The following is a 24,611-nucleotide window of genomic DNA, read 5'->3' as shown; positions in this document are numbered from 1 at the left end:
CTGGTCAGCAGCCGAAACTCACAATCGGGCCGGAGCGGGGGCCCGGCCCGCTCACATGGTCAGCACCACCTTGCCCCGGACGTGCCCGGCGCCGACCAGCCGGTGGGCCTGGGCGACCCGCTCGATCGGGAACGACTCCTCGACCTCCAGCCGCAGCGCGCCGGCCTCCCACAGCTTCACCAACTCGGCCAGCCGCCCGGCCGTCCGCTCGCCCCGCAGCCCTCGGACGCCCAGCCGCTCGGCGCCCGGGTAGTCGACCACGGTGCCGATCCGGCTCCGGTCGGCGACCAGTTCCACGGAGGCCTCCAGGGCGCCCCGCCCGGCGGCGTCGAACGCCGCGGTCACCCCCTGCGGCGCCACCGCCCGGACCCGCTCGACCAGCCCCTCGCCGTACGCGACCGGCACCGCGCCCAGCTCCCGCAGGTACGCGTGGTTGCGCTCGCTCGCGGTGCCGACCACCGTGGCGCCCCAGGCCCGGGCCAGCTGGACGGCGACCGTGCCGACCCCGCCCGCGGCGCCGTGCACCAGCACGGTGTCGCCCGGGCCGACACCCAGCCCGGTGAGCGCCACGTGCGCGGTCTGGCCGGAGGCGGAGAGCGAGCCGGCCTGCTCCCAGGGCATCCCGGCGGGCTTGGCCACCAGCCGGCCGGCGTCGACCGTGACCCGGTCGGCCTGGCAGCCCAGCACTCGGAAGCCCAGCACCTCGTCCCCGACCCGCCAGTCGCCGGCGTCCTGGCCGAGGGCGTCCACCACTCCGGCGAACTCGTTGCCGAGGACGAACGGCGGCTCGACCGCCGTCCCCGGCGGGCGGAACCCCTCGCGGATCGCGAGGTCCACCGGCTGCACCCCGGCCGCGTACACCCGTACCCGCACCTCGCCCGGCCCGGGTTCCGGGTCGGGCACCTCGGCGACCCGCAGGACCTCCGGACCGCCGCTCCGCGTCACGGTGACCGCCTTCATCCTGTGCCCACCCCTCTCCGATCGTTCCGATGCCGACGATCCTCCGACCTGAAGTGCACTTGAGGTCAAACCCTTGTTCAGCGTGTCGACAGCAATGGGCGCATTGTCAGATTTATCCTGGACGGCGCTCAGCCGTCCGTCGTCGAGAGGAACCTCCCCGTGGGCCAGCTGCCCCTGTTCTTCCTGGTGCTGCTCGCCTCCGTGGTGACCATGCCGCTCGGACGGAAGACCGGAGTGCCGCAACCGGTACTGATGACCCTCCTCGGCATCGTCATGGCCCTCGTCCCGCAGATCCCGGACGTCACCATCGAGCCCGAGCTGATCCTGCCGCTGGTCCTGCCGCCGCTGATCTTCGCGGTGGCCCGGCGCTCCTCGGTGCGCTACTTCAAGGCCAACGCCCGCTCGATCCTGCTGCTGGCGGTCGCCCTGGTGGTGGTCACCACGGTCGCCGTGGCCGGCACCGTGCACTGGCTGCTGCCCACCCTGCCGCTGGCCGCCGCGATCGCGGTCGGCGCGCTGGTCTCCCCGCCCGACCCGGTCGCCGCCGTCGCGGTGGCCGGCAGCGTCGGGCTGCCCCGCCGCCTGGTGGCGATCCTGGAGAGCGAGGGGCTGTTCAACGACGTCACCGCGATCGTCATCTACTCGCTGTCCATCGAGGCCATGGTCAGCGGCGACTTCTCGGCCGGCGACGCGGTGCTGCGCTTCGTGCTGTCCGCGGTGCTGGCCGTGGTGGTCGGCGTCGCGCTCGGCTGGGTCAACACCAAGCTCGCCGAACGGCTGGACGACCCGACCCAGCAGGTCGCGCTCAACCTGCTGGTGCCCTTCGCCGCGTACGCCCTGGCCGAGGAGATCCACGGCTCCGGCGTGCTCGCGGTCGTGGTCTGCGCGCTCTACCTCGCCGAGCGGGCCTCCGACGCGGACGCCGTCTCCTACCGGCTGGTCGGCAACGCCTTCTGGGAGGTGGTCGAGATCCTGATCACCGGCGTCGCCTTCGGCCTGATCGGCCTGGAGCTGGCCACCGTGCTCAAGGAGGCCGGCCGCGGCTGGACCGGCTTCATCGGCGACGCGGCCGTGGTCATCGCCGTGGTCGTCCTGGTCCGGCTGCTCTGGCTGCTGCCGGCCGGCTGGCTGTCGAAGAAGCTGCGCTCCGGCGACGACGAGGACACGCCGTTCAGCTGGAAGGAGAGCGTGATCCTCTGGTGGTCCGGCATGCGCGGCGTGGCCACCGTCGCCCTGGCGCTCGCCATCCCGCTCACCCTGCACTCCGGCGAGGACTTCCCCGAGCGCGGCCGACTGGTCTTCATCGCCTTCAGCGTGGTGCTCTTCACCCTGCTGGTGCAGGGCCTGACCCTGCCCTGGCTGGCCAAGCGGTTCGAGCTGGACATCGACCAGGACAAGCACGAGCAGGCCGTGCGCCAGCTCTGGTGGCGGGCCGCCAAGGCCGGGCTCAGGCGGCTCGGCGAGATGGAGGAGCAGGACCGGCTGCCCGCCGAGGTCGCCGACCGCCTGCGGGACCGTCAGCACGACCGGCTGGCCCGGCTCTGCCCGGAGAACTACGCCGAGGAGGAGGCCGCCGAGGCCAGGCTGCGGATGGCCCAGTGGCGGGCCGCCCGGGACGTCGAGCAGGAGATGATCGCCGCCTCCCGCCGCGAGATGCTCGCCGCCCGCAGCGAGCCCGGCGCCGACCCTGAGCTGGTCGACCAGGTGCTGCGCGGACTCGACCTGCGCTCCGAACGGAAGTGACGGGGCGTCCACTCGCCCCGCGGCGCACCGTCCGCGCCCCGCAGTGCACCGTCCGCGTCCCGCGGGCGCACCGTCCGCGCCCGCGGGGCGGAATGTGCGCGACCGGCCCCGGGGTTGCATAGGCTGAACCCGGGCAGGCCGTCAACGGAGTCGGCGCACCACCAGTACCCGCACGACCTCGGCGAACCCTCACGCCTGGCCCTGCCGGTTTCTGCACCCAGATGAATCGAGGACCCACCGATGTCGGAGACCCGCGCCGACGCCCGCACCCCGCTGGACCGCACCCCGCAGTGGGCCGCCCTGGCCAAGCACCGGGCCGAACTGGGCGACACCCACCTGCGTCAGCTGTTCGCCGCCGACCCCGAGCGCGGCCGCCGCTACACCCTCCAGGTCGGCGACCTGCACGTGGACTACGCCAAGCAGCTGGTCACCGACGAGACGCTGGAGCTGCTGCGCGAGCTGGCCGCCGCCACCGGCGTCGCCGAGCTGCGGGACGCCATGTTCCGCGGCGAGAAGATCAACAACACCGAGCACCGCGCGGTCCTGCACACCGCGCTGCGCGCCCCGCGCGGCGCCGTGATCGAGGTCGACGGCGAGAACGTGGTGCCCGCGGTGCACGCGGTCCTCGACAAGATGGCCGCCTTCGCCGACCGGGTCCGCAGCGGCGAGTGGAAGGGCCACACCGGCAAGCCGATCCGCACCGTCGTCAACATCGGCATCGGCGGCTCCGACCTCGGCCCCGCGATGGCCTACGAGGTGCTCCGCTCGTACGCCAAGCGCGACCTCGACGTCCGCTTCGTCTCCAACGTGGACGGCGCCGACCTGCACGAGGCGGTCCGCGACCTCGACCCGGCCGAGACGCTGTTCATCGTCGCCTCGAAGACCTTCACCACCATCGAGACCATCACCAACGCGGTCTCCGCCCGCGACTGGCTGCTCACCGGCCTGCGCGCCGACACCGACGCGGTGGCCAAGCACTTCGTCGCGCTGTCCACCAACGCCCAGGGCGTGCAGGACTTCGGCATCGACACCGCCAACATGTTCGAGTTCTGGGACTGGGTGGGCGGCCGCTACTCCTACGACTCGGCCATCGGCCTCTCGCTGATGATCGCCATCGGCCCGGACGCCTTCCGCGAGATGCTGGACGGCTTCCACCTGGTCGACGAGCACTTCCGCACCGCCTCGCCGGAGCAGAACGTCCCGCTGCTGCTCGGCCTGCTCGGCGTCTGGTACGGCGCGTTCTTCGACGCCCAGGCGCACGCGGTGCTGCCCTACTCGCACTACCTGTCCAAGTTCACCGCCTACCTGCAGCAGCTGGACATGGAGTCCAACGGCAAGTCGGTGACCCGCGACGGCACCCCGGTGGACTGGCAGACCGGCCCGGTGGTCTGGGGCACCCCCGGCACCAACGGCCAGCACGCCTACTACCAGCTGCTGCACCAGGGCACCAAGGTCATCCCGGCCGACTTCATCGGCTTCGCCAAGCCGGTCGCCGACCTGCTCCCCGGCCTGGTCGCCCAGCACGACCTGCTGCTGGCCAACTTCTTCGCCCAGACCCAGGCGCTGGCCTTCGGCAAGACCCCGGAGGAGGTCGTCGCCGAGGGCGTGCCCGCCGAGCTCGTCCCGCACAAGACCTTCAAGGGCAACCACCCGACCACCACCATCCTGGCCAGCGAGCTGACCCCGTCGGTGCTCGGCCAGCTGGTCGCGCTCTACGAGCACAAGGTGTTCGTCCAGGGCGCGGTCTGGAACATCGACTCCTTCGACCAGTGGGGCGTCGAGCTGGGCAAGGTGCTCGCCAAGCGGATCGAGCCGGTGCTGCTCACCGGCGAGGGTGCCGACCAGCTGGACAGTTCCACCGCCGAGCTGGTCGCCCGCTACCGGGCGCTGCGCGGCCGCTGAGCCCGGGTCGGGCCGTCCGCTCCGGCGGGCGGCCCGGTCGGGTCTCCCGGTCGGGGCCCCGACCGGGGTCTCTCGGTCCGGGCTTCTCGACCTAGGGAGGCGCCGGAAACACCGGAAACGCCGGAAGGCCCTTCGCTCTCGCGAAGGGCCTTCCGGCTGTCTGTGCGCCGCCAGGGACTCGAACCCCGGACCCGCTGATTAAGAGTCAGCTGCTCTAACCAACTGAGCTAGCGGCGCCTGCTGACAGAGAAGACTCTAGCAGCGCCGTGCGGCCGAGCCAAAATCGAATACCGGTCGCCCCGCGTTCACCCCCCGGTCACGACGGCCGACCCGGCGGGAACCGCCGCGCCCGGCTCACGCGCCGCCCGGACGCAGGCCCAGAGCACCACCGCGGCGCCGGGCAGCCGGGGATCGCGCCGCTCCGGTGCGACGATCCACCGGCCCGCGCCCTGCCCGGGGGAGTCCGGGCTGTTCACCATCCGCTGCAGCGGCGGCACGGTCACCGCGTCGCCCCTGCCGTGGCACAGCAGCGGCGGAACATCCCGGGCCCACTCCTCCCAGGCCAGCAGCCGGCGCAGCCGGGGCGCCGCGCCCGGCTGGACGAACAGCAGCAGCCGCCCCCGGTGGACGGCCACCGGCCCGCAGCCCGGCCCGGAGGCCCACAGCTCGTCCAGCACCCGGCGGCCGAACAGCGCCGGCATGCTGATCACGTCGAAGGCGCGCCCGCAGGGCAGCACCGAGGGCGCCCAGGGGCGGCTCTCCCACAGGGCGCGCATGCTGCGCGGGTACTCGCTGGCGGAGGCCAGCCAGGCCTCCCCGGCCGCGCCGACGCACTCCACCGAGGGGTGCATCACCGACGGGTACACCGCCGACTGCTGCGGCACCGAGTGCCGTGTCACCGACTGCTGCGTCACCGACTGCTGTGTCCAGATCTCCACGGAGAGCAGCCTGCGGCGCGCACGCCCCCGGCGGGCGGAAAGCACGGTTCGCCGGACAGCGCGGCGGGGAACGGCGTACCCTTCCCCGCCGCGCATATGCCAGAGGCCTGTGCCCGAGCGGCATCAGCCCGTCCCGCCGTCGGGGGCGGGGCTCAGTCCTCGTGCCGGCGCGGCTGGAGCAGGGTGCGGCCGTACTCGATCATCTTGGCGGCGTAGTCCGGGGTCCAGTCCGCCCGCTGGGCGACCTCGACGTCGGAGAGCGCGTCGAAACGGCGCGGGTCGGCGAGCTGCGCGGCGGCGACCGCCTGGAAGTCCGTGGCCCGCTCGGCGGCCGCCCGGAAGGCCAGGGCCAGTTCCGTGGAACGGCGCAGCAGCTCCGCCGGGTCCTCGATCGACTCCAGATCGAAGAATCGTTCCGGCTCGGGTTCGGCGGACTGCGGCTCGAACAGCAGCTGCACCGGACGCAGGCGCCTGGTGGGCTCGGTCGACTCTGGGGAGTCGGGCATGGACGGACACCTCCGGGTCTCGGGTGGGGGTGGTGGGAATCTGCTCCGGGCCGCGCCGCCCGGTCGTGGCCGCCGTCCATTGTCTCGCGGCGACGGCCGGTAGCGGAACGGTGCGCACGCGAGCGCTATTCCCCGGCACGCGCCGGGCGCGTGCCCTGGGCGCCGCGCATCCGAGCAGCAGGCGAACCGGTTGTCCGGGTGTCCCCGCCATCCGCACCACCGGGAGAACCCCATGCGCAGCCGAGCGATCCTCCCCACCGTCGTCCTCCTGGCCGCTCCCGCCCTCGGCCTGGCCGCCGCGGCGCCCGCCGTCGCCGCCGAGACGGCGGTGGTGGTGCAGGGCCCGACAAGCGCCCCGGGCGCCCCGTCGCAGGCGACCTGCCCGAGCGGTACCCACCTGACCGGCGGCGGCTACGTGCTCCCGGCCGGGACCAACGACACCGTGACCCACAACGGTCCGTCCCAGGACGCGACCGGGTGGATCGCGCGGACCGACCACTCGGCCGTCAAGGCCTTCGCCGTCTGCGAGACCGAGGACTGACCCCCCACCGCGGGTGCACCCGGTCTACCGCAGGTGCACCCGGTGGCCGCTCAGGTGGTGCAGCACCTGGTGGTTGGCCTCCCAGCCGTCCGGGAAGGCCACCGGGACGCCCAGCTGCACCGGCTCCGTAGCGGGATGCTCGTCCAGCAGCTCGGCGATCCCGGCCCGGGCCACCACGATGCAGGCGTGCCGGTGCCGGGAGGCGAGCACGCAGAGCCGGCCGGTCTCCAGGTGGAAGGCGGTCGCGTCGGGGCGCCCGGAGAGCGGGTGCAGCACCACGGTCACGTCGTACTCGCGGCCCTGGAGGCGGTTGGCGGTGTCCACCGTGACGACCGGCCCGTCCGCGCCGTCCACCGGTACACCCGCCTTGAGCAGCGCCGCGCGCACGGCCGCCGCCTGGTCCCGGTGGGCGGTGCCGACGGCGATCCGGTCCGCGGTGAGGGGGCCCTCGCCCTGCTCCGAGTGGGTGGTCAGCCCGCGCTCCAGCAGCCGGCGGACGGTGGCCGCGACGGCCGCCACGGCCTGCGGGTCGGTCCGTACGGTGTGCCGGGCGGGCAGCTCCAGCAGCGCCCAGCCGTGCTCGGCGGCCCGGTCGATCACCGCGTCCAGCGTCGAGCCGTCCGGGCGCACGGCGGCGGTCAGCCGGCGGTCGTCCGGGCCGGTGCCGGAGCGGAACGGCGTGTACGGGTAGAAGGCCCGCGAGATCAGCGGCGCGGCGCTGGCGGGCAGCCGCCAGGAGACCGGCAGCCGGTGCGGCTCGATCTCCGGGTTGTGCGCCAGCATGGTGACCACCGCGCTGCCGGACGGGTCGTACGACAGCCCGGCCCACTGCTCGGTGCCGACCGCGGTGAACGGGTCCAGCTGGCCCGGGTCGCCGACGAACAGCGCCCGCTCGAACAGCCGGGCCACCGCGAGCAGGGCGTCCGAGCGCATCTGGTACGCCTCGTCGACGATCGCGTGCCGCCACGGGGCCTCGGCGCGCACCCACTGCCACTTGGCCGCGGTGGAGATCACCACGTCGTGCTCGACCAGCTCGGCGACCTTGTCGGAGGGCGTGACGTTGGCGTGCTTCAGCACCTCCGGGCCGGGCCGGGAGTCCGCGGCGTGCAGCCGGCCGATCGTCAGCTCCGGCGCCTTCTCGGCCAGTCGGCCGACCAGGTCGTCCACCTGGCCGTTGGTCTGGGCGACGATCATCAGCCGCTCGCCGGCCCCGACCAGCTCGCGCGCGGCGCGCACCACGAGCGTCGACTTCCCCGCGCCGGGCGGGGAGTCCACCACCACGCCGCGCGGGGCACCGGCCGGCGGATGGACCGTGGCGGCCAGGATCCGCGCCACCGCGGCGTCGGCGGCCGCACCCGGGGCCTGCTCGGGGACCATCGGACTGCTCACTCCCACTCCTCGGAGACGGACGGGGCGGGTACGGGCGCGGCACCGGGCGGACCACCGTGCGTCCACGGGGTGTCGTCCGGCTCGGGCAGCGGCGCTGACTGGCGCACCGTCAGCTCGAACAGGGTGAAGGTGACCGACTCGCCGGGCTCGGGCAGGCTGCCCGGCTCGGGGTCCTTCCGGCGGCCCATGCCGGAGAGCACCCGCAGGGTGAGGGTTCCCGCGGCGGCGTCCACCGCGACGATCTCCGCCTTCTGCGCGGACGGGCCCGCGCCGGCCTCCGGCCGGGGGGACCCCCACACCCGGTGCACCTCCCGGCCGAGGTCCGCGTGCGGACGGTCGGCGGTGCGCAGGGTGACCAGCGGGCGCGGCTTGGGCGAGCGGCCGGTGGTGTCCCAGTCCGGCACCACCTCCGTCACCACGCCGCTGAACGCCTCGCCCGCCAGCCGGTGCTCGGCCATCGCCAGCGGGTCGTCCAGAGCCTCCTGGACGTCGAGCCTGGCCTGCTCGCGCTCGCGCTGGGCGAGCTTGCGGGCTGCGGTGACGGCGTCGTCCTGCCGGGGCTGCGGCGGCTCGCCGGCCGCCAGCCGGTCCCGATGGCCGGTGTAGGACCAGCGGTCGCCCGTCCAGCGCTCCGCCAGGTGCCCGGCCGGCGGCAGGGCACGCAGCAGGTCCAGGCCCTGCCAGACGTCCCGCCAGGTGGGCAGCAGGATCGTCGCCAGCGCCTCCTCCAGTGCCGTCACCGCGCCCCGGACGGCCGTCCGGGCGCGGGCGGCGGCGGCCTCGTCGCGCTGCTCGGTGCCGTGCTGCAGGGCGGCCACGGCGGAGTCGTAGCGGGCGATCGCCGGGGCCAGCACGAACTCGTCGAAGCGGGGGTCGGTGGCCGGGCCGGCCGGCGGGTGCAGCAGCTGCCCCCGGTCGTCCCGGGCGGACTCGGCCAACTCGGCCGCCTGCGCGCCGGTCAGCCCCGGCGGCGGGCGGTGCCAGGCGAGCAGGGCCGCCAGGTGCTGGTCCTCCAGGTGACTCTGGCCCGTCGCCCAGTGCCGGGCCAGCAGCCCCGTCATCGGCAGCAGCAGGGAGGAGCCCGGCACCTGGGCACGGTCGGTGAGGTGGGTCAGCCAGCGGCCGAGCAGCGGCACCCGGGCCGGCGCCGGGTACGGGCCGGGCTCCGCGTCCTCGGCGGTGCGGCGGAAGCGGGTCGAGCGGCCGATCAGGGCGAGGTGGCGCACCCCCGCGCCGTTCGGCACGATCAGCTGCGGGGCGTCCGCGCACAGCTCACGGAACACCTGGGTCTTCTCGCCGGTCTCCGGGTCCTTCTCGGAGCCCTCGATCCGCTCGACGTCCTCGGCGAAGGACTCCAGGTAGGGCAGCAGGTCCGCGGCCAGCTCGGCCAGGAAGTCGAAGCGAAGGGTGCGGTTGAGCGGCTGCGGCACCAGGTGCAGCCGGGGCGCGTCCCGGTCGGTGCCGAGCATCACCGCGAGCGGCGCGCCGGACTCGCCGGCGGCGGTCAGCGGGACCAGCACCATCGGGCGGTCGGACAGGTGCCGGTGTCGGACGGTGGCCAGCGGCTCAGCCCGGCCGCTGCGGACGGCCTCCAGCCGGGCGAGGGTGGTGAGCAGGCTCATGCGCCCGCCTCCGCGGCTGCGGGCGCCGCCGTCCTCAGCGCCGCCGTTTCCAGCGCCTCGGCGCGCAGGGCGGCCGCGTAGGCGAGGCGCTCGGCGGCGTCGTCCGCGCCGTCCAGGTCCCCGTTCTTGGTGCCGGCGGCGGCCAGCGCGTCGGCGACCGTACGGATGCTGCCCAGCTCGCCGCGCACGCCCCGGCCGAGCTGCTCGACCCGGTCGCCGCAGCGGGCCTGGGCGCGGCAGTGGAAGCCGAGCTCGCAGGTGGAGAGGCAGTCCGGGCTGTACGCGGCGGGCACCGCCTCGACCGAGGCGGCCAGTCGGCCGGTGCTCCGGGCCGGCGCGCCGTCCTCGTCGGCGGCCAGGTCGAAGTCGGCGTCCGGCGGCAGCGCCTCCAGCAGCCGGCCGATGCCGGTCATCCGGCTCAGCTGGCGCCGGGTGGTGGCCAGTTCGCGGCGGACGTCCACGGCCACCGCGGTCGGCCGGTTGCCGAAGTCCTTCGGGCAGACCAGCAGCACGCTGGTGCGCGGGCTGCCCGGCAGCCGCTGCTCGGTGTACGGGTCCTCGGCGAGCGGCTGGCCGGCCGCCGCGGCGGCGGCGTGCTGGAGCGCCAGCACGTACACGGCGGCCTGCCGGGCGGCGGCGCCGACCTTGGCCGGGTCCGCGCTGCCGTCCAGCACCGGGAAGGACTTGATCTCGACCACGGTGCACCGCCCGCCGTGCACCACCAGCGCGTCCGGCTCCAGGTAGGCGGTGCTGCCGGCCACCTCCAGCCGCAGCATCGGGTGGTCCAGCAGCGTCCAGGCCTCCGGGTCGGCGGCGGCCCGGGCCAGGGCCTCGGCCGTCCGGTCGGCGCGTACGGCCGGCCCGGAGCGGTGCAGCAGGTCCGGTACCAGGAGCGGGGCGTGGCCGTCCACCGGGACGCCCAGGTGGTGGCGGAGCGGCTCCAGCAGCGGGGCGTAGCCGTCCGCCTTCAGCCGGGACTCGAAGATCACGCCGCGGGCGATGGCGAAGGGCGACTGGCCGAAGGGGGCGGGGCGGCCGAGCCGGGCCGCCAGCGCCGACTTGTCCACCCCGGCCGCGTCGAGCACGGCCCGGCGGTGGCAGCCCGGATTGGCGGCGAGCGCGGCGAGGGAGCGGGCGTTCAGACTGCGCTGCGGGGCCGGTCCGCGCAGCTGCGCGAGCCGCCGGGCGAGCGGCTCAGCGGGCCCGCGGGGCGGGACGTTCGTCGAGACGTTCATGGTGCGGCCCAGTGTCGCATCCGGGTCCGACAATGCGGTGCGGACCGGCCGTTGGACGACATGCCGGACGGCCAGGGCCCCGTTCGAGGGCGTGCGGCCCGGGGCGGCGGGACGGCCCCGCGATCGTGGCCGCCGCCCGGGTGGGGGATCATGGAGCCCGGTGCTCAATGGTGAGACCGACTGTTGTTGCCACCGCTCTTTCGCTAGGAGCCCCCATGCCCTGCCGCATCGTGCTGGTCCGCCACGGCGAGACCGAGTGGTCCGCCACCGGCCGCCACACCGGCCGCACCGACATCCCGCTGACCGAGGCGGGCCGCGCGATGGCCCGGGCCCTCGGCGCCCGCCTCGCCAAGGCCCCCTGGAACGGCCTGCCGGACGCGCTCGTCTACACCAGCCCGCTCGGCCGGGCCAAGGAGACCTGCGAGCTGGCCGGCTTCGGCGACCGCGCGGTGGAGCGCCCGGAGCTGATGGAGTGGGACTACGGCGCGTACGAGGGCCGCACCGGCGCGGACATCCGGGCCACCGACCGGCCCGGCTGGCTGATCTGGCGCGACGGGGTGCCCGGCGGCGAGAAGCTCTCCGAGGTGGCGGCCCGGGTGGACTCCTTCCTGGCCGGACTCAACGAGGAGCACGGCGTCCCGGACCCGAGCACCACCGTGATGCACTGCGCCGACCGGGACGTCGTCCTGTTCGCGCACGGCCACCTGCTGCGCATCCTGGCCGCCCGCTGGCTGGGCCTGCCGCCCGAGTACGCCCAGCGGTTCAAGCTCGGTACGGCCGCGCTCTGCGTGCTGTCCTGGGAGTACGGCGCTCCGGCGGTGGAGGTCTGGAACGACCTGTCCCACCTGGACGGCCTGGCCGCCGCGCACTGACCCCGGCGCCCCGCACCTCGGGCGGCTCCGGGCCGTCCGTGACCCCGGCGTCCCGCACCGGGCCTGCGGGCGTGCCCTAGGCGGCCGCCGCCCGGTCGTAGTCGGTCAGGAAGCTGCGCACCTCGGGCACCGCGACGTGCGGGCGCAGCCGTCCGGCGGTGTCCGCGAGCATGCTCCGGATCCGGGCCGAGCGGACGGCGCCGAACAGCGCGACGGCGGCTGAGCCGTGGTGCGCCGCGCCCACCAGGTCCCCGCGGCCGAGCCGGTCGTGGGCCAGCTCGGCGGTGTACAGCACCCGGTTGCGGACGAAGTGCGGCTTCTGGAGCGTTATCGCCAGCCCCGCCTGCTCGCTGGCCCGGTCCCAGTCGCCGAGCGCCGACCAGCACTGCGACTGGAGGCCGGCGATCTCGGCCTCGCCGAAGAAGGACATCCACTCCGGGTCCTGCTCGGCGGGGCCCCGGTCGAACAGCGCGTACGCCCGGCCGAGCGCGCGCTCGCAGGAGCCGCGGTCCTGGAGCAGCGCCCAGGCGCCGGCCTCGCGCATGGTCAACAGGGCGAGCAGTCGCTCGGAGCCCAGATCCCGGGCGGCGGCCTGCCCGGCCTGGGCGGCGCGCAGCGCCTCGCGCGGCCGGCCGGCGTCCCGGGCCAGGAAGGCGCTGTTGCAGAAGACGTGCGCCTCCAGGGCGGAGTCCCCGGCCATCCGGGCGGTGGCGAGCGCCTCGGAATAGAACGAGCGGGCGTCCGCGAGCCGGTTCGAGTCATGGGCCAACCAGCCGACGGAGATGGCGAGTTCACCCGCCCCGGCCTGCAGCCGGCGCTCCGTCTCCTCGGTGTACTCGCACTCGTTGAGCAGCACGTACGCGTTGCGCAGCGACTGCCCGGCGAGCTCGTACAGGGCGTCGGCGCCGTGCGCGTCGTCGGCCAGCCGGATCTCCCGGACGGCCTGTTCGACGCCGAGCACCTCGGCGGCGCCGACCCGGCGCATCGTCGCCACCGGCCCGGGCCGGCCGGGCACCAGCGGTTCGCCGCCGAGCAGTGACGGTGCGGCGAACTCCGCACCGGGAAGGGCGCCTTGACCGGTGAGCGCACCGGCGGAGCCGTCGGCACGGGCCGGCAGGCCGGCGGCCGCGACCGGTCGGTCGATGCCGATCACGGTGGCCAGCGCGGTGGTGCCGCCGGCCAGGAACGTACGGCGACGCACGTCGTCGTTCTCCTCGTCGAGATTGGGCGATCCATCGGGCCCCCGGGGCGCCGTCCCGGGGTGCGGCCACGAGGGTCCTTCCGGAGCGGCTGGATCCGCGTACGGCGAGGCAGCGTACGGGAGTTGAGCGGAGAGTGGTGAGCGCGGGGCGGGCAGGGGCGGGAACGTCGGGTGGAGCGGAGGCGGTTCGCTCCGCCCGCCGGGTCGGTCCGCCGAGCGGCGGCGGACGGAGGTCCGGGAGGCGAAGCCGAGGTCGGCGAGCGTGCGGTCCGGCCACATGTGCCGGAACACCCGCTCGTAGGCGTAGTTGGGGCAGCGGATCTCACCGGACTCGATCCGACCGACGTAGCGGGCGTCGCAGGACACGTGCTCGCCGATCTCGCGGGCGGCCCTGCGGACGGCCATGGCGAACTCGCCGGGTGAACGGTCGCCGCGCAGCGCGCGCATCACGGTGTTGGGGATCGGTCGGTTCGGCTCGGCCGGTGGGGTGGCTGCCATGGCGCCGAGAGTACTCGGAGTCACCGAGCGGCCACATTCGGTTTGCAGGACATCTACCGTCAAACCTGGGCGAAGCGGGCGATGTTGCGGGATATCCGCCATGAAATGCCATGGCTTGCTGTAATGCGCCCCGTGGCCCGCGGTGCGCCCGCCGCGTTGTCCTGGTACGAGGAAGAAGCCCATGCCGTCGCCCGGCCCGTCCCAGGCCGGCGGTCCTCCCAACGGCTGTGCTTCAGGACCCGACGAGGTACAGGAGAGCCCATGATGGCCACCGGACTGCCGCAGTGCCGCCCCGTCCGCGGGGGAGTACTGGCCGGCGCGTCCCCCGCCCTCCTCCCCGAACCCGCCGACGACCGGATGTCCGGCCGGGCACCGGTCGAGGGCGGCCGCATCCCCCGCGGTGGCCACCGGCGCGAGCGCACCACCCCGGACGAGGGCATCCTCGTCACCTCCTGCGACACCGTGACCGTCGCCCTGCGGCACGGCCTGGAGGCCGTCGACATCCTGAGACTGCGCCGCGCCTGCGGAGCCGTCCTGCAGAGCCGCAACGGCAGCACCGTCTCCTTCCTCGTCCCGGCCGGCACCTGGGAGACCTGGCACCTGCCCGGCAGCTCCTGTACCGCGGGCGCGCTGGTGCCCGCCGCCACCGACCAGCGCTGGGTGATCCCGCCCTCCGGCGCCGTCCGCACCGCGCGCCCCACCGACGCCTGGGTACTGCGCTCCGCCCTCTGCGAGGCCGCCTGCACACTCACCGCGGGCGGCCTCGGCCCGTTCTAGCGGCCTCGGCCGTTCCGGCGGTCCCGGCCCGTTCTAGCGGCCTCGGCCGTTCCGGCGGTCCCGGCCCGTTCCAGCGGGTGTGCCGCGTGGAGACCGCCGGGCCCGCCGGCCTCCGTCCGGATCCCCGCGGCACGCCCCTGACCTGTGGGTGTTCCACTCCGGCGGCGATAATGGCCGGCATGGGACGAAGCAGCAGAGCCGCCCGCGGCAGTGAACCGGCGGCCATCACCGGACCGGGCGGACGCACCCACGCCCAGGGCCCGCTCAGCCGCCCCGTCGGCTCCGGCCTCGCCGAGCTGCGCCCCGACCGCGACCGCCCCGCCGCCTGGTCGCTGCTGATCGACGGCGCCCCGCAGTCCCTGGTCGACCTCGCCGACCCCACCCACCTCGGCTTCGAGTATCAGCGCCGGCTCGGCCACCTGATCGACCTGGTCGCCCCGCCCGGCCGCCCGCTCACGGTGCTGCACCTCGGCGGGGGCGCCCTCACCCTCGCCCGCTACACCGCCGCGACCCGGCCGCGCTCCCGCCAGCAGGTCGCCGAGATCGACACCGCGCTCACCGAACTCGTCCGCACCGAACTCCCCCTGGAGCGCGGCTGGCAGATCAAGGTGCGCGGCGCGGACGCCCGCAGCGTCCTGGAGCGCACCCCCGAGGGCAGCGTCGACCTGGTGATCACCGACGTCTTCTCCGGCGCCCGCACCCCCGCCCACTGCACCACCGTCGAGTTCACCACCCTCGCCGCCCGGGCCCTCGCCCCCGGCGGCTGGTACGCCGCCAACATCGCCGACGGCGGCGCCCTGCCCTTCGCCCGCTCCCAGGTCGCCACCCTCGCCGCGGTCTTCCCCGAGCTCTGCCTGATCGCCGACCCCGCCGTGCTGCGCGGCAAGCGCTTCGGCAACCTGATCCTGGCCGCCGCCCACACCCCGCTGCCGGTCGCCGACCTCACCCGCCGCGCCGCCTCCGACTCCGCCCACGCCCGGGTCGAACACGGCCGCGCCCTCACCGACTTCGCGGCCGGCGCCACCCCGGCGACGGACGCCACGGCGGCCCCGTCCCCGGAACCGCCGCCGGGCGTGTTCCGCTGACGGCCCGCCCGGGGTGGCGCCGGGCTCCGTCCTCGCCCTGTTCGGGTGGCCGGGGGCAGGGTCCGGTACGGGCGGGTGCCGGCGTCGCTCCGGCCGCGGTCGCCGGGACGCCCAGGCCGGCAGCGCCGACCCGGCCCTTCCCACCCGTCGGTCCATCGGGCGAGCCGTCTGCCGTCATGCCTCTCGGGGGTTCGCGAGGTCCCTCGTCCGCCCTCGTCCGCCGGCCGGGCGGCCCGCCGAAAAACCGTTGGCGGACGACGGAATCGCGGCCGACAATGACGCTGCCGTCCGGCCGCCGACCCGAGGGGGCGTCATGGAGATCAGACCGGCCAGGCCGGAGGAGGCCGCGCTGCTCACCGGCATCGCGCTGCGGGCCAAGGCGTACTGGGGCTACGACGAGGCGTTCATGGCGGCCTGCCGGTCGGAGCTGACCGTGGACGTGGACGTGATCGAGCGGTCGGTCACGGTGGTGGCCGAGGCCGACGGGCAGGTGCTGGGGTTCGTCTCGCTGTCCGGCGCGCCGCCGACCGGGTCGTTGGACCAGCTCTTCGTCGAGCCCGAGTGGATCGGCCGTGGCGTCGGCCGCGCGCTGTTCGAGCGGGCTCGGGTCCTGGCCGTGGCGCTCGGCCTGCGCCGGCTCACCATCGACTCCGACCCGAACGCCGAGCCGTTCTACCTGGCGATGGGCGCCACCCGGATCGGCAGCATCCCGTCCGGCTCGATCCCGGGCCGTGAACTCCCGCTGCTGGCCCTTGACCTGGAAGCGTCCTAGGGGCCCAAGGCCTGTCTCTGTGACCGATGCCGGACTCGCCCCGTCCGCCGTCGCCCTGGGTGGGCGCCGGCGGGCCCGGGAACGCTCAGTGTCCGCTGGGCAGTCCGCGGTGCTTGCACATGGCCGCTCCGGTGAGCAGCAGTCCGGCGGCGATGGGGGCGAGGACGGCGGTCGCGGTGGCGGAGCCGTGGCCGGAGGTGGCGGCCGTGGCGGTGTCGACGACGGCCGGCGTCTCGGGTGGGCCGCCGCGGCCCGGTGCGGTGGGCGCCGTGGGGTCCGCCGCCCTGTCGGGCTCGGCGGTGGGGCCGGTCCGGTCGGCGGCGGTGACCACCGCCTCCTGGACCAGCGGTTCGGCCGCGGCCCCGCGCTGCCGGGAAGGGGCGGGAAGGGCCGGGTCGGTGCGGCGTCGGGCCGGGTCGGACAGGTCGGCGGCCCCGCCCTCGCGGAAGACGCGGGGGCCGTCGGGCCGGGCCCGGGCCGGGTCGGTGCCGAGCAGACCGGAGGCGAGCGCGAAGGCGTCGGGGACGGCCGCCCGCTGGCCGGGCAGGGGCAGGCCGCCGGCCCGGATGCGTTCCTGGAGGGTGCCGCCGACCGCCCCGGTGACTCCGGTGATCCCGGGGAGGTCCTCGACCGGGCCGTCGCCGGACGGCCTCCCGGTGGGCCCGGGGGAGTGGTTCGGCGGCGCGCCAGTCGAGGGGCCGGACCCGACGGGGCGTTCGGCTGACTGCCCGTCGAGGGAGGGACCGTCGAGCGCCGGCCGGTCGAGTTCCGGCCGGTCGAGTTCCGGTGCGGCGTGCGGTGCGCGGCGGACGGTGGGTCGGGCCGGGTCCGGCAGCGGGTCGACGGTGGCCGCGTACGCGGGGGCGCCGAAGCCCCAGAGTTGCGCGAGCAGGGCCCCGGCGGTCGCGACGACACGGGGGCGGGGCAGCCACCGGGCGATCCCGCGGCGGGCACCGGCGACGCCGCCGGGGGCGGGTTCCTGGGGCTCGGTCGCGTGATTGGCGTGATTGGCTCGCACGTGAATCGAGAACGAGCCGGGGGGCGGTGAGGTCACGCCCGCCGTCACGGACAGTCATCGCACGGGTGGCCCCGGGGCCGGCGCTCCCGGGGCCACCGACCGCGCGGCGGTCAGGAGTTGGGGCGCAGGGTCCAGGTGACCGTCATCACGCCGGTGACGGCGCCGTCGGCACGGGTGATCTCGACGGTGACCGGGAACTCGGGGCGGCCGCCGGCGTCCAGCTCGGCGACGACCTCGGCGGCCGGGCGGCCGAGCACGGCGGTGGCGGTGACGTCGCCCATGGCGAGCTTCTTGTACGCGATCTCGGCGTTGACGGCGAGCGGCACGGCCCGGGACAGCTGGTCGCCGAAGGCGGCGAGCACGATGCAGCCGCTGGCGGACTCGGCGAGCGTGAACATCGCGCCGGCGTGCGGGCCGCCGACGTGGTTGTGGTACGCGGGCTGGTCCGGGAGCCGGAGGACGGCGCGCTCCGGGGTGGTCTCCAGGTACTCCAGCTTGAGGGTGTGCGCCATCGGCACGGTGTCGTCGAGCAGCTTGCCGATCATGGGTGTGGTCATGGCGTTGATGTTACTAGCCAGTAGCTTCCGGTGGCAGGGGTCGACCTGAAGCCGGCCGGCCGGGCGCGTGTGAGGGAGCGCACATCCGGCTGGGAGGGTGGGCAACTGAGGCCGTGCACAGCTGAGGGAGTGCGAAAACGCCTGAGGGGCCGATCTCTTGAAGAGATCGGCCCCTCAGGCTCTGGGGTGAGTGACGGGACTCGAACCCGCGGCCACCTGGACCACAACCAGGTGCTCTACCAACTGAGCTACACCCACCATCTGTCCGGTCCGTTCCCGCTCTCGCGTTCCCGTTCCGACAGGAAGAACTCTACAGGATCCGAGAGGGTGCTCGCGCCAGGGTTCCGTCCCGGCGAACGCGGGCACCCTCTCCGGCCCTCCGGCACGGGTTCCGACGGGGGTTCGGCGGGGGTTCCGGCGGGCGCGTCCGGGCGCTGCCGCCGGGCCGGTGCGGGGCGCTGCCGCCGACGGCCCGCCGGGCAGCCCGGGGCTCAGCTCGCCGGGGCCTGGTACTTCCCGGCGATCGCCCGCGCGGTGTCGGCGTCCGGACCGGGCTGCGGGACGAACACCGCCTCGCGGTAGTACCGCAGTTCGTCGATGCTCTCCCGGATGTCGGCGAGCGCCCGGTGGTTCCCGCCCTTCTGCGGGCTGTTGTAGTACGCCTTCGGGTACCAGCGGCGGGCCAGCTCCTTGATCGAGGAGACGTCCACGATCCGGTAGTGCAGGTGCTTCTCCAGGGCGGGCATGTCCCGGGCCAGGAAGCCGCGGTCGGTGGCCACCGAGTTGCCGCACAGCGGGGTCTTCCCGGCCTCCGGCACGTGCTCGCGCACGTAGGCGAGCACCAGCGCCTCGGCCTCGGCCAGGGTCACGCCCTGCTCCAGCTCCTCCAGCAGCCCGGACGCGGTGTGCATCTCGCGCACCACCTCGGGCATGTTCGCCAGCGCCTCCGCCGGCGGCCGGATGATGACGTCCACGCCCTCGCCGAGGATGTTCAGCTCGGAGTCCGTCACCAGCACCGCGACCTCGACCAGGGCGTCCTGGGCGAGGTCGAGGCCGGTCATTTCACAGTCGATCCATACCAAACGGTCATTCACACAACTCACCCTACGGCGCGATCACGCGCCGCGGGGACCGGTGGAGCCGAGCGGGGTGCCTCGGTCTGGTGCTCCTCCGGCCCGTCGTGCGCGCCGAGCCCGTCCGGGTGCTCGCCCTCCCGGCCGGGCCGGACGGCGTGGCCGTCCCGCCCGGTCCGAACCTCGTGTGCCGCCCGGGCACCCTCGGCCGCGGGCCGGCCGACCTGACCGCGGACCTGCGGAGCCCGGGACTGGCGACCGCGGAGGTCACCCTGGCCGGCACCCGGCTGCCCGGTCGGGGCCGGCATCCGTCCGCCGGCCGCGCCGTGACCGCGCCCGGCCGCACCCGACTCGTCCGAGGGCCGCTCGGCCGCGCTCCGGTGCCCCTGGCCCTGGCCACGCACCCCCGGCTGCGGGAGGCCGTCCTCCGCCGCCGCGTGTTCGGCGGTGCGCGGCGGACGTCCGGCCCCCGACCCCGGTCCGGCCTGCGGCGGAACCACCGGCGGCCGCAGCGGACCGCGCCCGGCCGCACCCTGCTGCCCGGGGTGCGGCTGCTGCGCGGCCTGCTGATGCGGGTACGGCTGACCGGCGCGGGCGTGGAAGGCCTGGCCGGTCGGCGTCCCGACCTGGCCCGGACCGAACCCGCCGGGCTGACCGTGTCCTCCCGGCTGGTTGTGTCCGACCTGCTGACCGTGTTGTCCGTGCTGACCGTGCGGCACCGGCTGCCCGTGCGGGCCGACCGTTGCCGGCACCCCAGGGCCGGTCGGGAACGGCTGCGCCGACGGCACACCGTGCGCCCCGCCGAACAGCGGCCCGCCCGCCTGCGCGACCGCGCCCGCAGGGTGCGGCAGCGCTCCTGACAGCCGCAGGTCGCCGAGCGCACCGTTCGGCGCGGGCGGCTGCTGGCCGGGACGGCGGGCCCGGTAGCTGGTCCGGTACGCGGCCGGGGAGACCCCGAGCTGGCGGCGGAAGTGCCCGCGCAGCGCCACCGGCGAACGGAACCCGCAACGGCGCGCGACGTCGTCCACCGACAGTTCCGAGGTCTCCAGCAGCCGCTGGGCCTGGAGCACCCGCTGGGTGATCAGCCACTGCAGCGGCGCGCTGCCGGTGAGCGTGCGGAACCGCCGGTCGAAGGTGCGCCGGCTCATGTACGCGCGAGCCGCCAGCACCTCGACGTCGAACTGCTGGTTGAGGTTCTCCAGCGCCCAGGTGACCACCTCGGCCAGCGGGTCGTTGCCGATCTCCTCCGGTAAAGACTGATCGATGTACTGGGCCTGTCCTCCGCCACCGCGGCGGCTCGGCACCACCAGGCGGCGGGCCAGCGCGTTGGCCGCCTCGGCGCCGTGGTCGCTGCGCACCACGTGCAGGCACAGGTCGATGCCGGCGGCGGTGCCTGCCGAGGTGAGCACGTCGCCGTCGTCGACGAACAGTTCGCGCGGGTCGACGTGGACCCGCGGGTAGCGCTTGGCCAGCGTCGGCGCGTACATCCAGTGGGTGGTCGCCGGGCGGCCGTCGAGCAGGCCGGCGGCGGCCAGGACGAAGGCGCCGGTGCAGAGCCCGATGATCCGGGCGCCCTCGTGGTGGGCCTTGCGCAGGGCGGTGATCGCCTCGACCGGCGGGGGCTGGGAGATCGAGCGCCAGGCCGGTACGACGATCGTGCCGGCCCGGGCGAGCGCCTCCAGGCCGTACGGCGCGGAGAGGGTCAGGCCGCCGGTGGTGGCCAGCGGGCCGTCCTCCCCGGCGCAGACCAGCAGGCGGTAGCGGGGCACCCCGGCGTCCTGGCGGTCCACGCCGAACACGGAGAGCGGGATGGAGCTCTCGAAGATCGGGGCCCCGCCGAAGATCAGCACCGCGACGGTCTCCCGGCGGCGCCGGCCGGACAGCTTGCGCGGGGCGGAGGCCGTCACCGGGGTCGGGGAGCCGTTCGCTCCGGGGCCGCCGTGGCCCAGCGGACCGTGGCCGTGGCCCGTGCCGGAGCCGAGCGCGAGGCCGCCGAGCGGGCCGCCGCCCGGGCCGGCGGCGGCGACGGGGGAGCCGTTCGGGCCCGGGGCACCGCCGTAGCCGGGGTGGCCGGAATGACCGGGGTGGGCGAGGTGTCCGCCGTAGCCCGGGTGGCCGGAATGACCGGGGTGGGTGGTGTGCCCCGGGTGCCCGGGGTGGCTGGAATGGCCCGGGTGTTCGCCGCCGTAGGGCTGCCCGGGGTTGACGGCGCCTCGACTGACGGACTGTCCTCCGAAGGGCTGTCCTCCGAAGGTCGGGTGCCCGCCGTAGGCCGGCTGGCCTCCGTAGGGGGACTGGCCGCCGTAGGGCGTCGCCGTGCCGTGGTCGGAGGCGGCCGGGGGCGCACCGGGGCCGACGCCCGCGCCCGCCCCGGGGGAGGGCACCGCGGAGTACGAGGAGTGCGAGGCGGCGCCCGGGGTGCCGGAGGTGCGGGTGGTGGCGATCGCGGCGGTGCCGGTGCTTCTCGCGGACCGACCCGCGCCGCCGGCTGCCGCCTGGCCGCTGTCAGGACCCGCGTCGCTCCTGCTCACCCTGCTCAAGGCGCTCAAGCCCCCTCGGTGGTGTGGTGTGGGTGGTGCGGCACTGCTAGCCAAGATCGAAATCTATCGGGTGGACCATTGCCGTTGTGACAAGTTCACCATCCGACGCTATGTCGACATGGCAATTTGGCGTGATGCATTCGATCACGAAGCGTGGCACCCGTCGACCTTTCTGGGAAGAGGGCCGGGGCAACGGTGGCTGGTTGTCGCGGGGCGCTTCCTGGGGCGTCCGGCTCCGGTGCGCCCGGCCGGCAGGTCTGGACTGCGGATTTGCCCAAGCGGGAGGGATCGACGCGAAATTGACCGAAAATCGGCGGTGCACGAGGGGGCGCACGGGAGGAAGTCGTGCGCCTCCCAGGCTCCATCCGGCCAAGCCCGGCACGGCAGAACCGGGAGCCGGACCGCCGCGTTACGGTCCTGCCGTGAACACCAGCAGCCGGCTCGAACGGGCCAACGACAATGCCGCCGCCTTCTGGCTCGCCCAAGCCCGCGTCCACGGCTGGCGGTCCCGCACCCGCCCGGGGCTGGCCGCCGTCCGGTGCGCCCGGACTCCCGACGACGCGCACCGCATCGTGGTGACCCGCCCCTACGAGGAACCGGCCGCCCTGGAGCAGGAGTTGGCGGACCTGATGGCCGAGTGGTCGACCATACGCTGCACCGTGGAGGACCCGTACGGCGGGCTCGACCTCTCCGGCCTCGGGGCCACGAGGATGCCGATCATGCCGGTGATGGTCCGGGACCCGGGGCCGGTCGAGGGCGCGACCACCGCTCTGCCCACGGTCTCGGAGGCGCACGGCGGCGGCGTCCTGACGGTCGATGAGGCACGGGACGGCGACAGCTTCGCCATGGTCGAGCGGACGATAGTGGAAGGCTTCCCGCTGCCCGCCCGACAGCCCTGGGTCCGGGGCGAAGCCCTCCCGGAACGGCTGCTGGACGTGCCCGGCTGGCGGGGCTGGCTGGGCCGCGTCGACGGCGCGGTGGCGGGCACCTGCCTCACCTACGACGACGGCAGGGCCACCGGCGTGTACTGGGTCGCCACGCTCCCCGACCGGCGCGGCCGGGGAGCGGCCCGCGCCGTTCTCCGGACCGCCCTGGCCCACGCGCACCCGGACCGTCCGGCCACCCTGGTCGCCACCTCGCTCGGCGAACCGCTCTACCGCAAGCTCGGCTTCGTCGAGGTGGCCCGTACCTGCTGGTGGACCCGTACGTCGGTGGGGGCGGCTGAGTAGCGGGGGCCGGTGGGGTAGCCGGGGCGGGCGGGGAGCTGAGGTCGGCGGGGAGCTGAGGTCGGTGGGTAGTCGGGGCCGGTGGGGCGGGCGGACGGCTGACTGCCGGCGCAGGGTGGGTGGCGGCTGGCGGTTGGCGGCCGCGTGGGGTGGCGGCGGCACGGGGTCGGGGCGCAGCAGTCGCGCTGCAGTAGGGGTGCCCGGAGCCGGACCGCGGTGGGTGCTAGGTGGTAGGCGGTAGGCGCCGTAGGGGCGTTGAGGGGGTGGGGCAGGGGCGCTACTCGCCGGCCGCCACGGCGGCAGGGGCGGTGGCCGTGGCTGCGGCTGCGGCTGAGGGTGCGGGTGCGGCTGCGGGTGTCGGTGCTGTTGTGGGTGCGGGGCGGAGGGTGTCCGGGGCCGGACCGGGGCCGCTGCCTGCCCCCGTTCCGGAGCCCGCCCCGGAGCCGGGGCCGGTCCCGGCGATCACGGCAAACCCGCCGGATCGGTTTCGGACACCGGGCCGGCCTGCGGAGACGGGTTCGCGGAGCGTCCCGGTTGTTGCGGGAACGGATGTGCTCGGGCCCTCCGGGGCGGCCAGCGGGGAACGTGCGCCGGACCGCGCGCCGACCGGCGCCGTCGCGCGTACGGGCACTCCCGCCGCGACCTTCCGGAGCTGCCGGTCGGAGTGGACGTCCGGCCGGGGCGAGGGCGCGTTCCGCGCGGCGAGGACCTGGCCGACGGCTTCCGGCAGGCCGGCCGCCTTCAGCGTCGGCCGGTAGCCGCTCTCCGCCCACGGACGACCGTGGTGCAGCCAGACGCTGCGCAGCCCGGTCAGTTCGGCGCCTGCGATGTCGGCGGGCGCGTGGTCCCCGATCATCCAGGTGTGCTCGGCCCAGTCCCCGGTGGGGGCGATGCCGCACCGCTGGGCGGCCATCTCGAAGATCAGCGGGTCCGGTTTGACGCAGTCGGCCTCCTCCGAGATGACCCAGCCGTCGACCAGCGGGCCCAGCCCGGTCCGTCGGATCTTCTCCAACTGCGGTCGGGTGCCGCCGTTGCTGACGATCCCGAGCGTCCACCCGGCCGCCCGGGCGGCCCGGAGCGCCTCGATGTGCCGGGGCGGGCAGTGGATGTGGGAGTTGATGCCGCGTCGATAGTGGGCAATCAGGAAGTCGGCGGTGACGTCCAGCCCGTAGCGGCGCCGAACCGCCGACAGTACGGTGCTGCGCGGAACGTAACCGCCCCCGTCGAGGGTGACGAACCAGTCGAGGTCGCCCGCGGGGAGGTCGTGTTCGGACAGGAAGTCCTCTGCCCAGGCCCGGTAGGCGGCGTCCCGGGGCAGCAGGGTGTTGTCGAGGTCGAACAGGAGCAGGGGCATGCCAAGCATGGTGCCAGCGGCCGTGCCTATGCACGTGGCAAATGCCAGTCGGCGTCCCGAAGCCGTACGGAGTGGCTGAAACGACCTCCGTGCCTCCGTGGCGGGCGGTGGCGCACGCGGCGGTTGGGCCTGTTGGGGCAGGTCGGACGTCACGGTTCGCGACCGGTGGCAACGGATCGTCGCCGATCCATGACAGTCCGGTCACGGTGTCCCGTGGGGCTGTTGCGCCGTCCGGTCCGGTCCGTCAAGCTCCTGGGAACCTCCTTTCCGGAGGGGGCGCGATCGCCCGTGGACGGGGCGCACCGCCACGGCGGGCGCATCCCCCTTTCGCGGGAACAACGTCGCTCGGTGCCTTCCTCGCTGGGCGGGGCCCCAGGCCCGTCGTACTCTGAAAGGAACAGGTCACATACGGTGCTGCGTGGCGCAGACCGACGTCATCCCGTGGGCGGGCCTGCTGCCCGGGCAGCGTTGTTCTCCTCTCCTGTCGGCCCCTCTCCATCGAAGAGCCGTGAGCCATGGCTGGTTTTGAGCCTCCCCGACCGGTTGAACCGGACACCTCCCGCAATGCGGGCCCGGAAGGCGGTCCTGCCTCCGATCGCTCCGATCGCTCCGACGGGCGGGCCGGGGTTCCTGCCGGCCGGCGCAGTGACGACCACCGTGAACACCAGCGCGAGCACCGCGGTGAACGCCTCGGCGGCGACTGCGGTGACGGCAGTGACCGCAGCGACCACACCGACGGCGCCGACAGCGAAGCCGACGGACGGGCCGAGGCCCGCGCCGAGGCTCCGGAGGGCGCTTCGGG

The 24,611-nt window shown here is 75.1% G+C and carries 19 protein-coding genes, 2 tRNA genes and 1 pseudogene; 8 read left to right on the top strand and 14 right to left on the bottom strand.

Going from position 1 to position 24,611, the window contains the following annotated elements; genetic code table 11:
• Window positions 1-51: 51 nt before the first annotated feature.
• Window positions 52-960 (bottom strand): NADP-dependent oxidoreductase, encoded by a 909-nt coding sequence (locus ACWDBB_RS12885; RefSeq protein ID WP_449789597.1) that lies wholly within the window; start codon window positions 958-960, stop codon window positions 52-54.
• 159 nt (window positions 961-1,119) lie between these two features.
• Between ACWDBB_RS12885 and ACWDBB_RS12880 the strand changes: the two genes are divergently transcribed.
• Together ACWDBB_RS12880 and pgi are read left to right on the top strand one after the other, a co-directional pair.
• Window positions 1,120-2,703 carry a Na+/H+ antiporter gene (locus tag ACWDBB_RS12880; RefSeq protein WP_449789596.1) on the top strand — a complete coding sequence of 528 codons (1,584 nt, stop codon included), beginning with the start codon at window positions 1,120-1,122 and terminating at the stop codon, window positions 2,701-2,703.
• A 240-nt stretch (window positions 2,704-2,943) separates the two neighbouring features.
• On the top strand, window positions 2,944-4,605 hold the full coding sequence (gene pgi, locus ACWDBB_RS12875) for a glucose-6-phosphate isomerase (protein ID WP_449789595.1): 1,662 nt from the start codon (window positions 2,944-2,946) through the stop codon (window positions 4,603-4,605).
• Window positions 4,606-4,768: 163 nt separating this feature from the next.
• Here pgi and ACWDBB_RS12870 read toward each other — a convergent pair.
• The 3 genes from ACWDBB_RS12870 to ACWDBB_RS12860 form a co-directional block, all read right to left on the bottom strand.
• Window positions 4,769-4,842: transfer RNA gene (locus ACWDBB_RS12870), tRNA-Lys, on the bottom strand.
• Between the two features lie 68 nt (window positions 4,843-4,910).
• Complete coding sequence (locus ACWDBB_RS12865) at window positions 4,911-5,456, bottom strand: bifunctional DNA primase/polymerase (protein ID WP_449789734.1); 546 nt, start codon at window positions 5,454-5,456, stop codon at window positions 4,911-4,913.
• 239 nt (window positions 5,457-5,695) lie between these two features.
• A complete protein-coding gene (locus ACWDBB_RS12860; protein ID WP_449789594.1) occupies window positions 5,696-6,049 on the bottom strand; it encodes a hypothetical protein in 354 nt (117 codons plus the stop codon).
• 232 nt (window positions 6,050-6,281) lie between these two features.
• Between ACWDBB_RS12860 and ACWDBB_RS12855 the strand changes: the two genes are divergently transcribed.
• On the top strand, window positions 6,282-6,590 hold the full coding sequence (locus tag ACWDBB_RS12855; RefSeq protein WP_449789593.1) for a hypothetical protein: 309 nt from the start codon (window positions 6,282-6,284) through the stop codon (window positions 6,588-6,590).
• 24 nt (window positions 6,591-6,614) lie between these two features.
• Here ACWDBB_RS12855 and ACWDBB_RS12850 read toward each other — a convergent pair whose 3' ends face one another.
• The 3 genes from ACWDBB_RS12850 to ACWDBB_RS12840 are packed head-to-tail and all read right to left on the bottom strand — an operon-like array spanning window position 6,615 to window position 10,836.
• Complete coding sequence (locus ACWDBB_RS12850) at window positions 6,615-7,967, bottom strand: AAA family ATPase (RefSeq protein ID WP_449789733.1); 1,353 nt, start codon at window positions 7,965-7,967, stop codon at window positions 6,615-6,617.
• Between the two features lie 8 nt (window positions 7,968-7,975).
• A complete protein-coding gene (locus tag ACWDBB_RS12845; RefSeq protein ID WP_449789592.1) occupies window positions 7,976-9,601 on the bottom strand; it encodes a hypothetical protein in 1,626 nt (541 codons plus the stop codon).
• Complete coding sequence (locus ACWDBB_RS12840) at window positions 9,598-10,836, bottom strand: hypothetical protein (protein WP_449789591.1); 1,239 nt, start codon at window positions 10,834-10,836, stop codon at window positions 9,598-9,600. The genes ACWDBB_RS12845 and ACWDBB_RS12840 overlap by 4 nt, the downstream gene beginning before the upstream one ends.
• A 215-nt stretch (window positions 10,837-11,051) precedes the next feature.
• Between ACWDBB_RS12840 and ACWDBB_RS12835 the strand changes: the two genes are divergently transcribed.
• A complete protein-coding gene (locus ACWDBB_RS12835) occupies window positions 11,052-11,708 on the top strand; it encodes a histidine phosphatase family protein (RefSeq protein WP_449789590.1) in 657 nt (218 codons plus the stop codon).
• A 76-nt stretch (window positions 11,709-11,784) separates the two neighbouring features.
• On the opposite strand, the gene ACWDBB_RS12830 is transcribed toward ACWDBB_RS12835, so the two are convergent.
• Entirely contained in the window at window positions 11,785-13,407 is a 1,623-nt protein-coding gene (locus ACWDBB_RS12830; protein ID WP_449789589.1) for a tetratricopeptide repeat protein, read from the bottom strand.
• Window positions 13,408-13,668: 261 nt separating this feature from the next.
• On the opposite strand from ACWDBB_RS12830, the gene ACWDBB_RS12825 reads away from it, so the two are divergent.
• The 3 genes from ACWDBB_RS12825 to ACWDBB_RS12815 all read left to right on the top strand — a co-directional run bounded on the left by ACWDBB_RS12825 (window position 13,669) and on the right by ACWDBB_RS12815 (window position 16,041).
• Entirely contained in the window at window positions 13,669-14,184 is a 516-nt protein-coding gene (locus ACWDBB_RS12825) for a hypothetical protein (RefSeq protein ID WP_449789588.1), read from the top strand.
• Between the two features lie 179 nt (window positions 14,185-14,363).
• Window positions 14,364-15,269, top strand: coding sequence for a spermidine synthase (locus ACWDBB_RS12820; RefSeq protein ID WP_449789587.1), 906 nt, complete (start codon window positions 14,364-14,366; stop codon window positions 15,267-15,269).
• Window positions 15,270-15,582: 313 nt separating this feature from the next.
• Window positions 15,583-16,041, top strand: a complete 459-nt coding sequence (locus ACWDBB_RS12815; RefSeq protein ID WP_449789586.1) for a GNAT family N-acetyltransferase — start codon at window positions 15,583-15,585, stop codon at window positions 16,039-16,041.
• 85 nt (window positions 16,042-16,126) lie between these two features.
• On the opposite strand, the gene ACWDBB_RS12810 is transcribed toward ACWDBB_RS12815, so the two are convergent.
• The 5 genes and pseudogenes from ACWDBB_RS12810 to ACWDBB_RS12790 all read right to left on the bottom strand — a co-directional run.
• Window positions 16,127-17,059: a hypothetical protein gene (locus ACWDBB_RS12810; protein ID WP_449789585.1), complete on the bottom strand. Its 933-nt coding sequence runs from the start codon at window positions 17,057-17,059 to the stop codon at window positions 16,127-16,129.
• Window positions 17,060-17,169: 110 nt separating this feature from the next.
• A complete protein-coding gene (locus ACWDBB_RS12805) occupies window positions 17,170-17,616 on the bottom strand; it encodes a DUF4442 domain-containing protein (protein WP_392881300.1) in 447 nt (148 codons plus the stop codon).
• 182 nt (window positions 17,617-17,798) lie between these two features.
• Window positions 17,799-17,874: transfer RNA gene (locus tag ACWDBB_RS12800), tRNA-His, on the bottom strand.
• Between the two features lie 233 nt (window positions 17,875-18,107).
• Window positions 18,108-18,710, bottom strand: coding sequence for an oligoribonuclease (gene orn / locus ACWDBB_RS12795; protein WP_449789584.1), 603 nt, complete (start codon window positions 18,708-18,710; stop codon window positions 18,108-18,110).
• Window positions 18,711-19,590: 880 nt separating this feature from the next.
• Window positions 19,591-20,596, bottom strand: a pseudogene (locus ACWDBB_RS12790) (helix-turn-helix domain-containing protein); the annotation flags it as partial.
• A 1,055-nt stretch (window positions 20,597-21,651) separates the two neighbouring features.
• Between ACWDBB_RS12790 and ACWDBB_RS12785 the strand changes: the two are divergent.
• Entirely contained in the window at window positions 21,652-22,458 is an 807-nt protein-coding gene (locus tag ACWDBB_RS12785; protein ID WP_449789583.1) for a GNAT family N-acetyltransferase, read from the top strand.
• 274 nt (window positions 22,459-22,732) lie between these two features.
• On the opposite strand, the gene ACWDBB_RS12780 is transcribed toward ACWDBB_RS12785, so the two are convergent.
• Complete coding sequence (locus ACWDBB_RS12780) at window positions 22,733-23,809, bottom strand: HAD family hydrolase (protein ID WP_449789582.1); 1,077 nt, start codon at window positions 23,807-23,809, stop codon at window positions 22,733-22,735.
• Window positions 23,810-24,611: the final 802 nt, after the last annotated feature.

This window comes from Kitasatospora sp. NPDC001095, assembly GCF_053598615.1.
Note: the sequence above shows the minus strand (reverse complement) of the source record. Positions and strands in the feature narration are given on the sequence as shown.

Excerpts from the sequence above, each read along its gene's own strand:
- ACWDBB_RS12885 (WP_449789597.1), bottom strand. The coding sequence starts at position 960 with ATGAAGGCGGTCACCGTGACGCGGAGCGGCGGTCCGGAGGTCCTGCGG.
- pgi (WP_449789595.1), top strand. The coding sequence starts at position 2,944 with ATGTCGGAGACCCGCGCCGACGCCCGCACCCCGCTGGACCGCACCCCG.
- ACWDBB_RS12865 (WP_449789734.1), bottom strand. The coding sequence starts at position 5,456 with ATGCACCCCTCGGTGGAGTGCGTCGGCGCGGCCGGGGAGGCCTGGCTG.
- ACWDBB_RS12860 (WP_449789594.1), bottom strand. The coding sequence starts at position 6,049 with ATGCCCGACTCCCCAGAGTCGACCGAGCCCACCAGGCGCCTGCGTCCG.
- ACWDBB_RS12855 (WP_449789593.1), top strand. The coding sequence starts at position 6,282 with ATGCGCAGCCGAGCGATCCTCCCCACCGTCGTCCTCCTGGCCGCTCCC.
- ACWDBB_RS12850 (WP_449789733.1), bottom strand. The coding sequence starts at position 7,967 with ATGGTCCCCGAGCAGGCCCCGGGTGCGGCCGCCGACGCCGCGGTGGCG.
- ACWDBB_RS12845 (WP_449789592.1), bottom strand. The coding sequence starts at position 9,601 with ATGAGCCTGCTCACCACCCTCGCCCGGCTGGAGGCCGTCCGCAGCGGC.
- ACWDBB_RS12840 (WP_449789591.1), bottom strand. The coding sequence starts at position 10,836 with ATGAACGTCTCGACGAACGTCCCGCCCCGCGGGCCCGCTGAGCCGCTC.
- ACWDBB_RS12835 (WP_449789590.1), top strand. The coding sequence starts at position 11,052 with ATGCCCTGCCGCATCGTGCTGGTCCGCCACGGCGAGACCGAGTGGTCC.
- ACWDBB_RS12830 (WP_449789589.1), bottom strand. The coding sequence starts at position 13,407 with ATGGCAGCCACCCCACCGGCCGAGCCGAACCGACCGATCCCCAACACC.
- ACWDBB_RS12825 (WP_449789588.1), top strand. The coding sequence starts at position 13,669 with ATGATGGCCACCGGACTGCCGCAGTGCCGCCCCGTCCGCGGGGGAGTA.
- ACWDBB_RS12820 (WP_449789587.1), top strand. The coding sequence starts at position 14,364 with ATGGGACGAAGCAGCAGAGCCGCCCGCGGCAGTGAACCGGCGGCCATC.
- ACWDBB_RS12815 (WP_449789586.1), top strand. The coding sequence starts at position 15,583 with ATGGAGATCAGACCGGCCAGGCCGGAGGAGGCCGCGCTGCTCACCGGC.
- ACWDBB_RS12805 (WP_392881300.1), bottom strand. The coding sequence starts at position 17,616 with ATGACCACACCCATGATCGGCAAGCTGCTCGACGACACCGTGCCGATG.
- ACWDBB_RS12780 (WP_449789582.1), bottom strand. The coding sequence starts at position 23,809 with ATGCCCCTGCTCCTGTTCGACCTCGACAACACCCTGCTGCCCCGGGAC.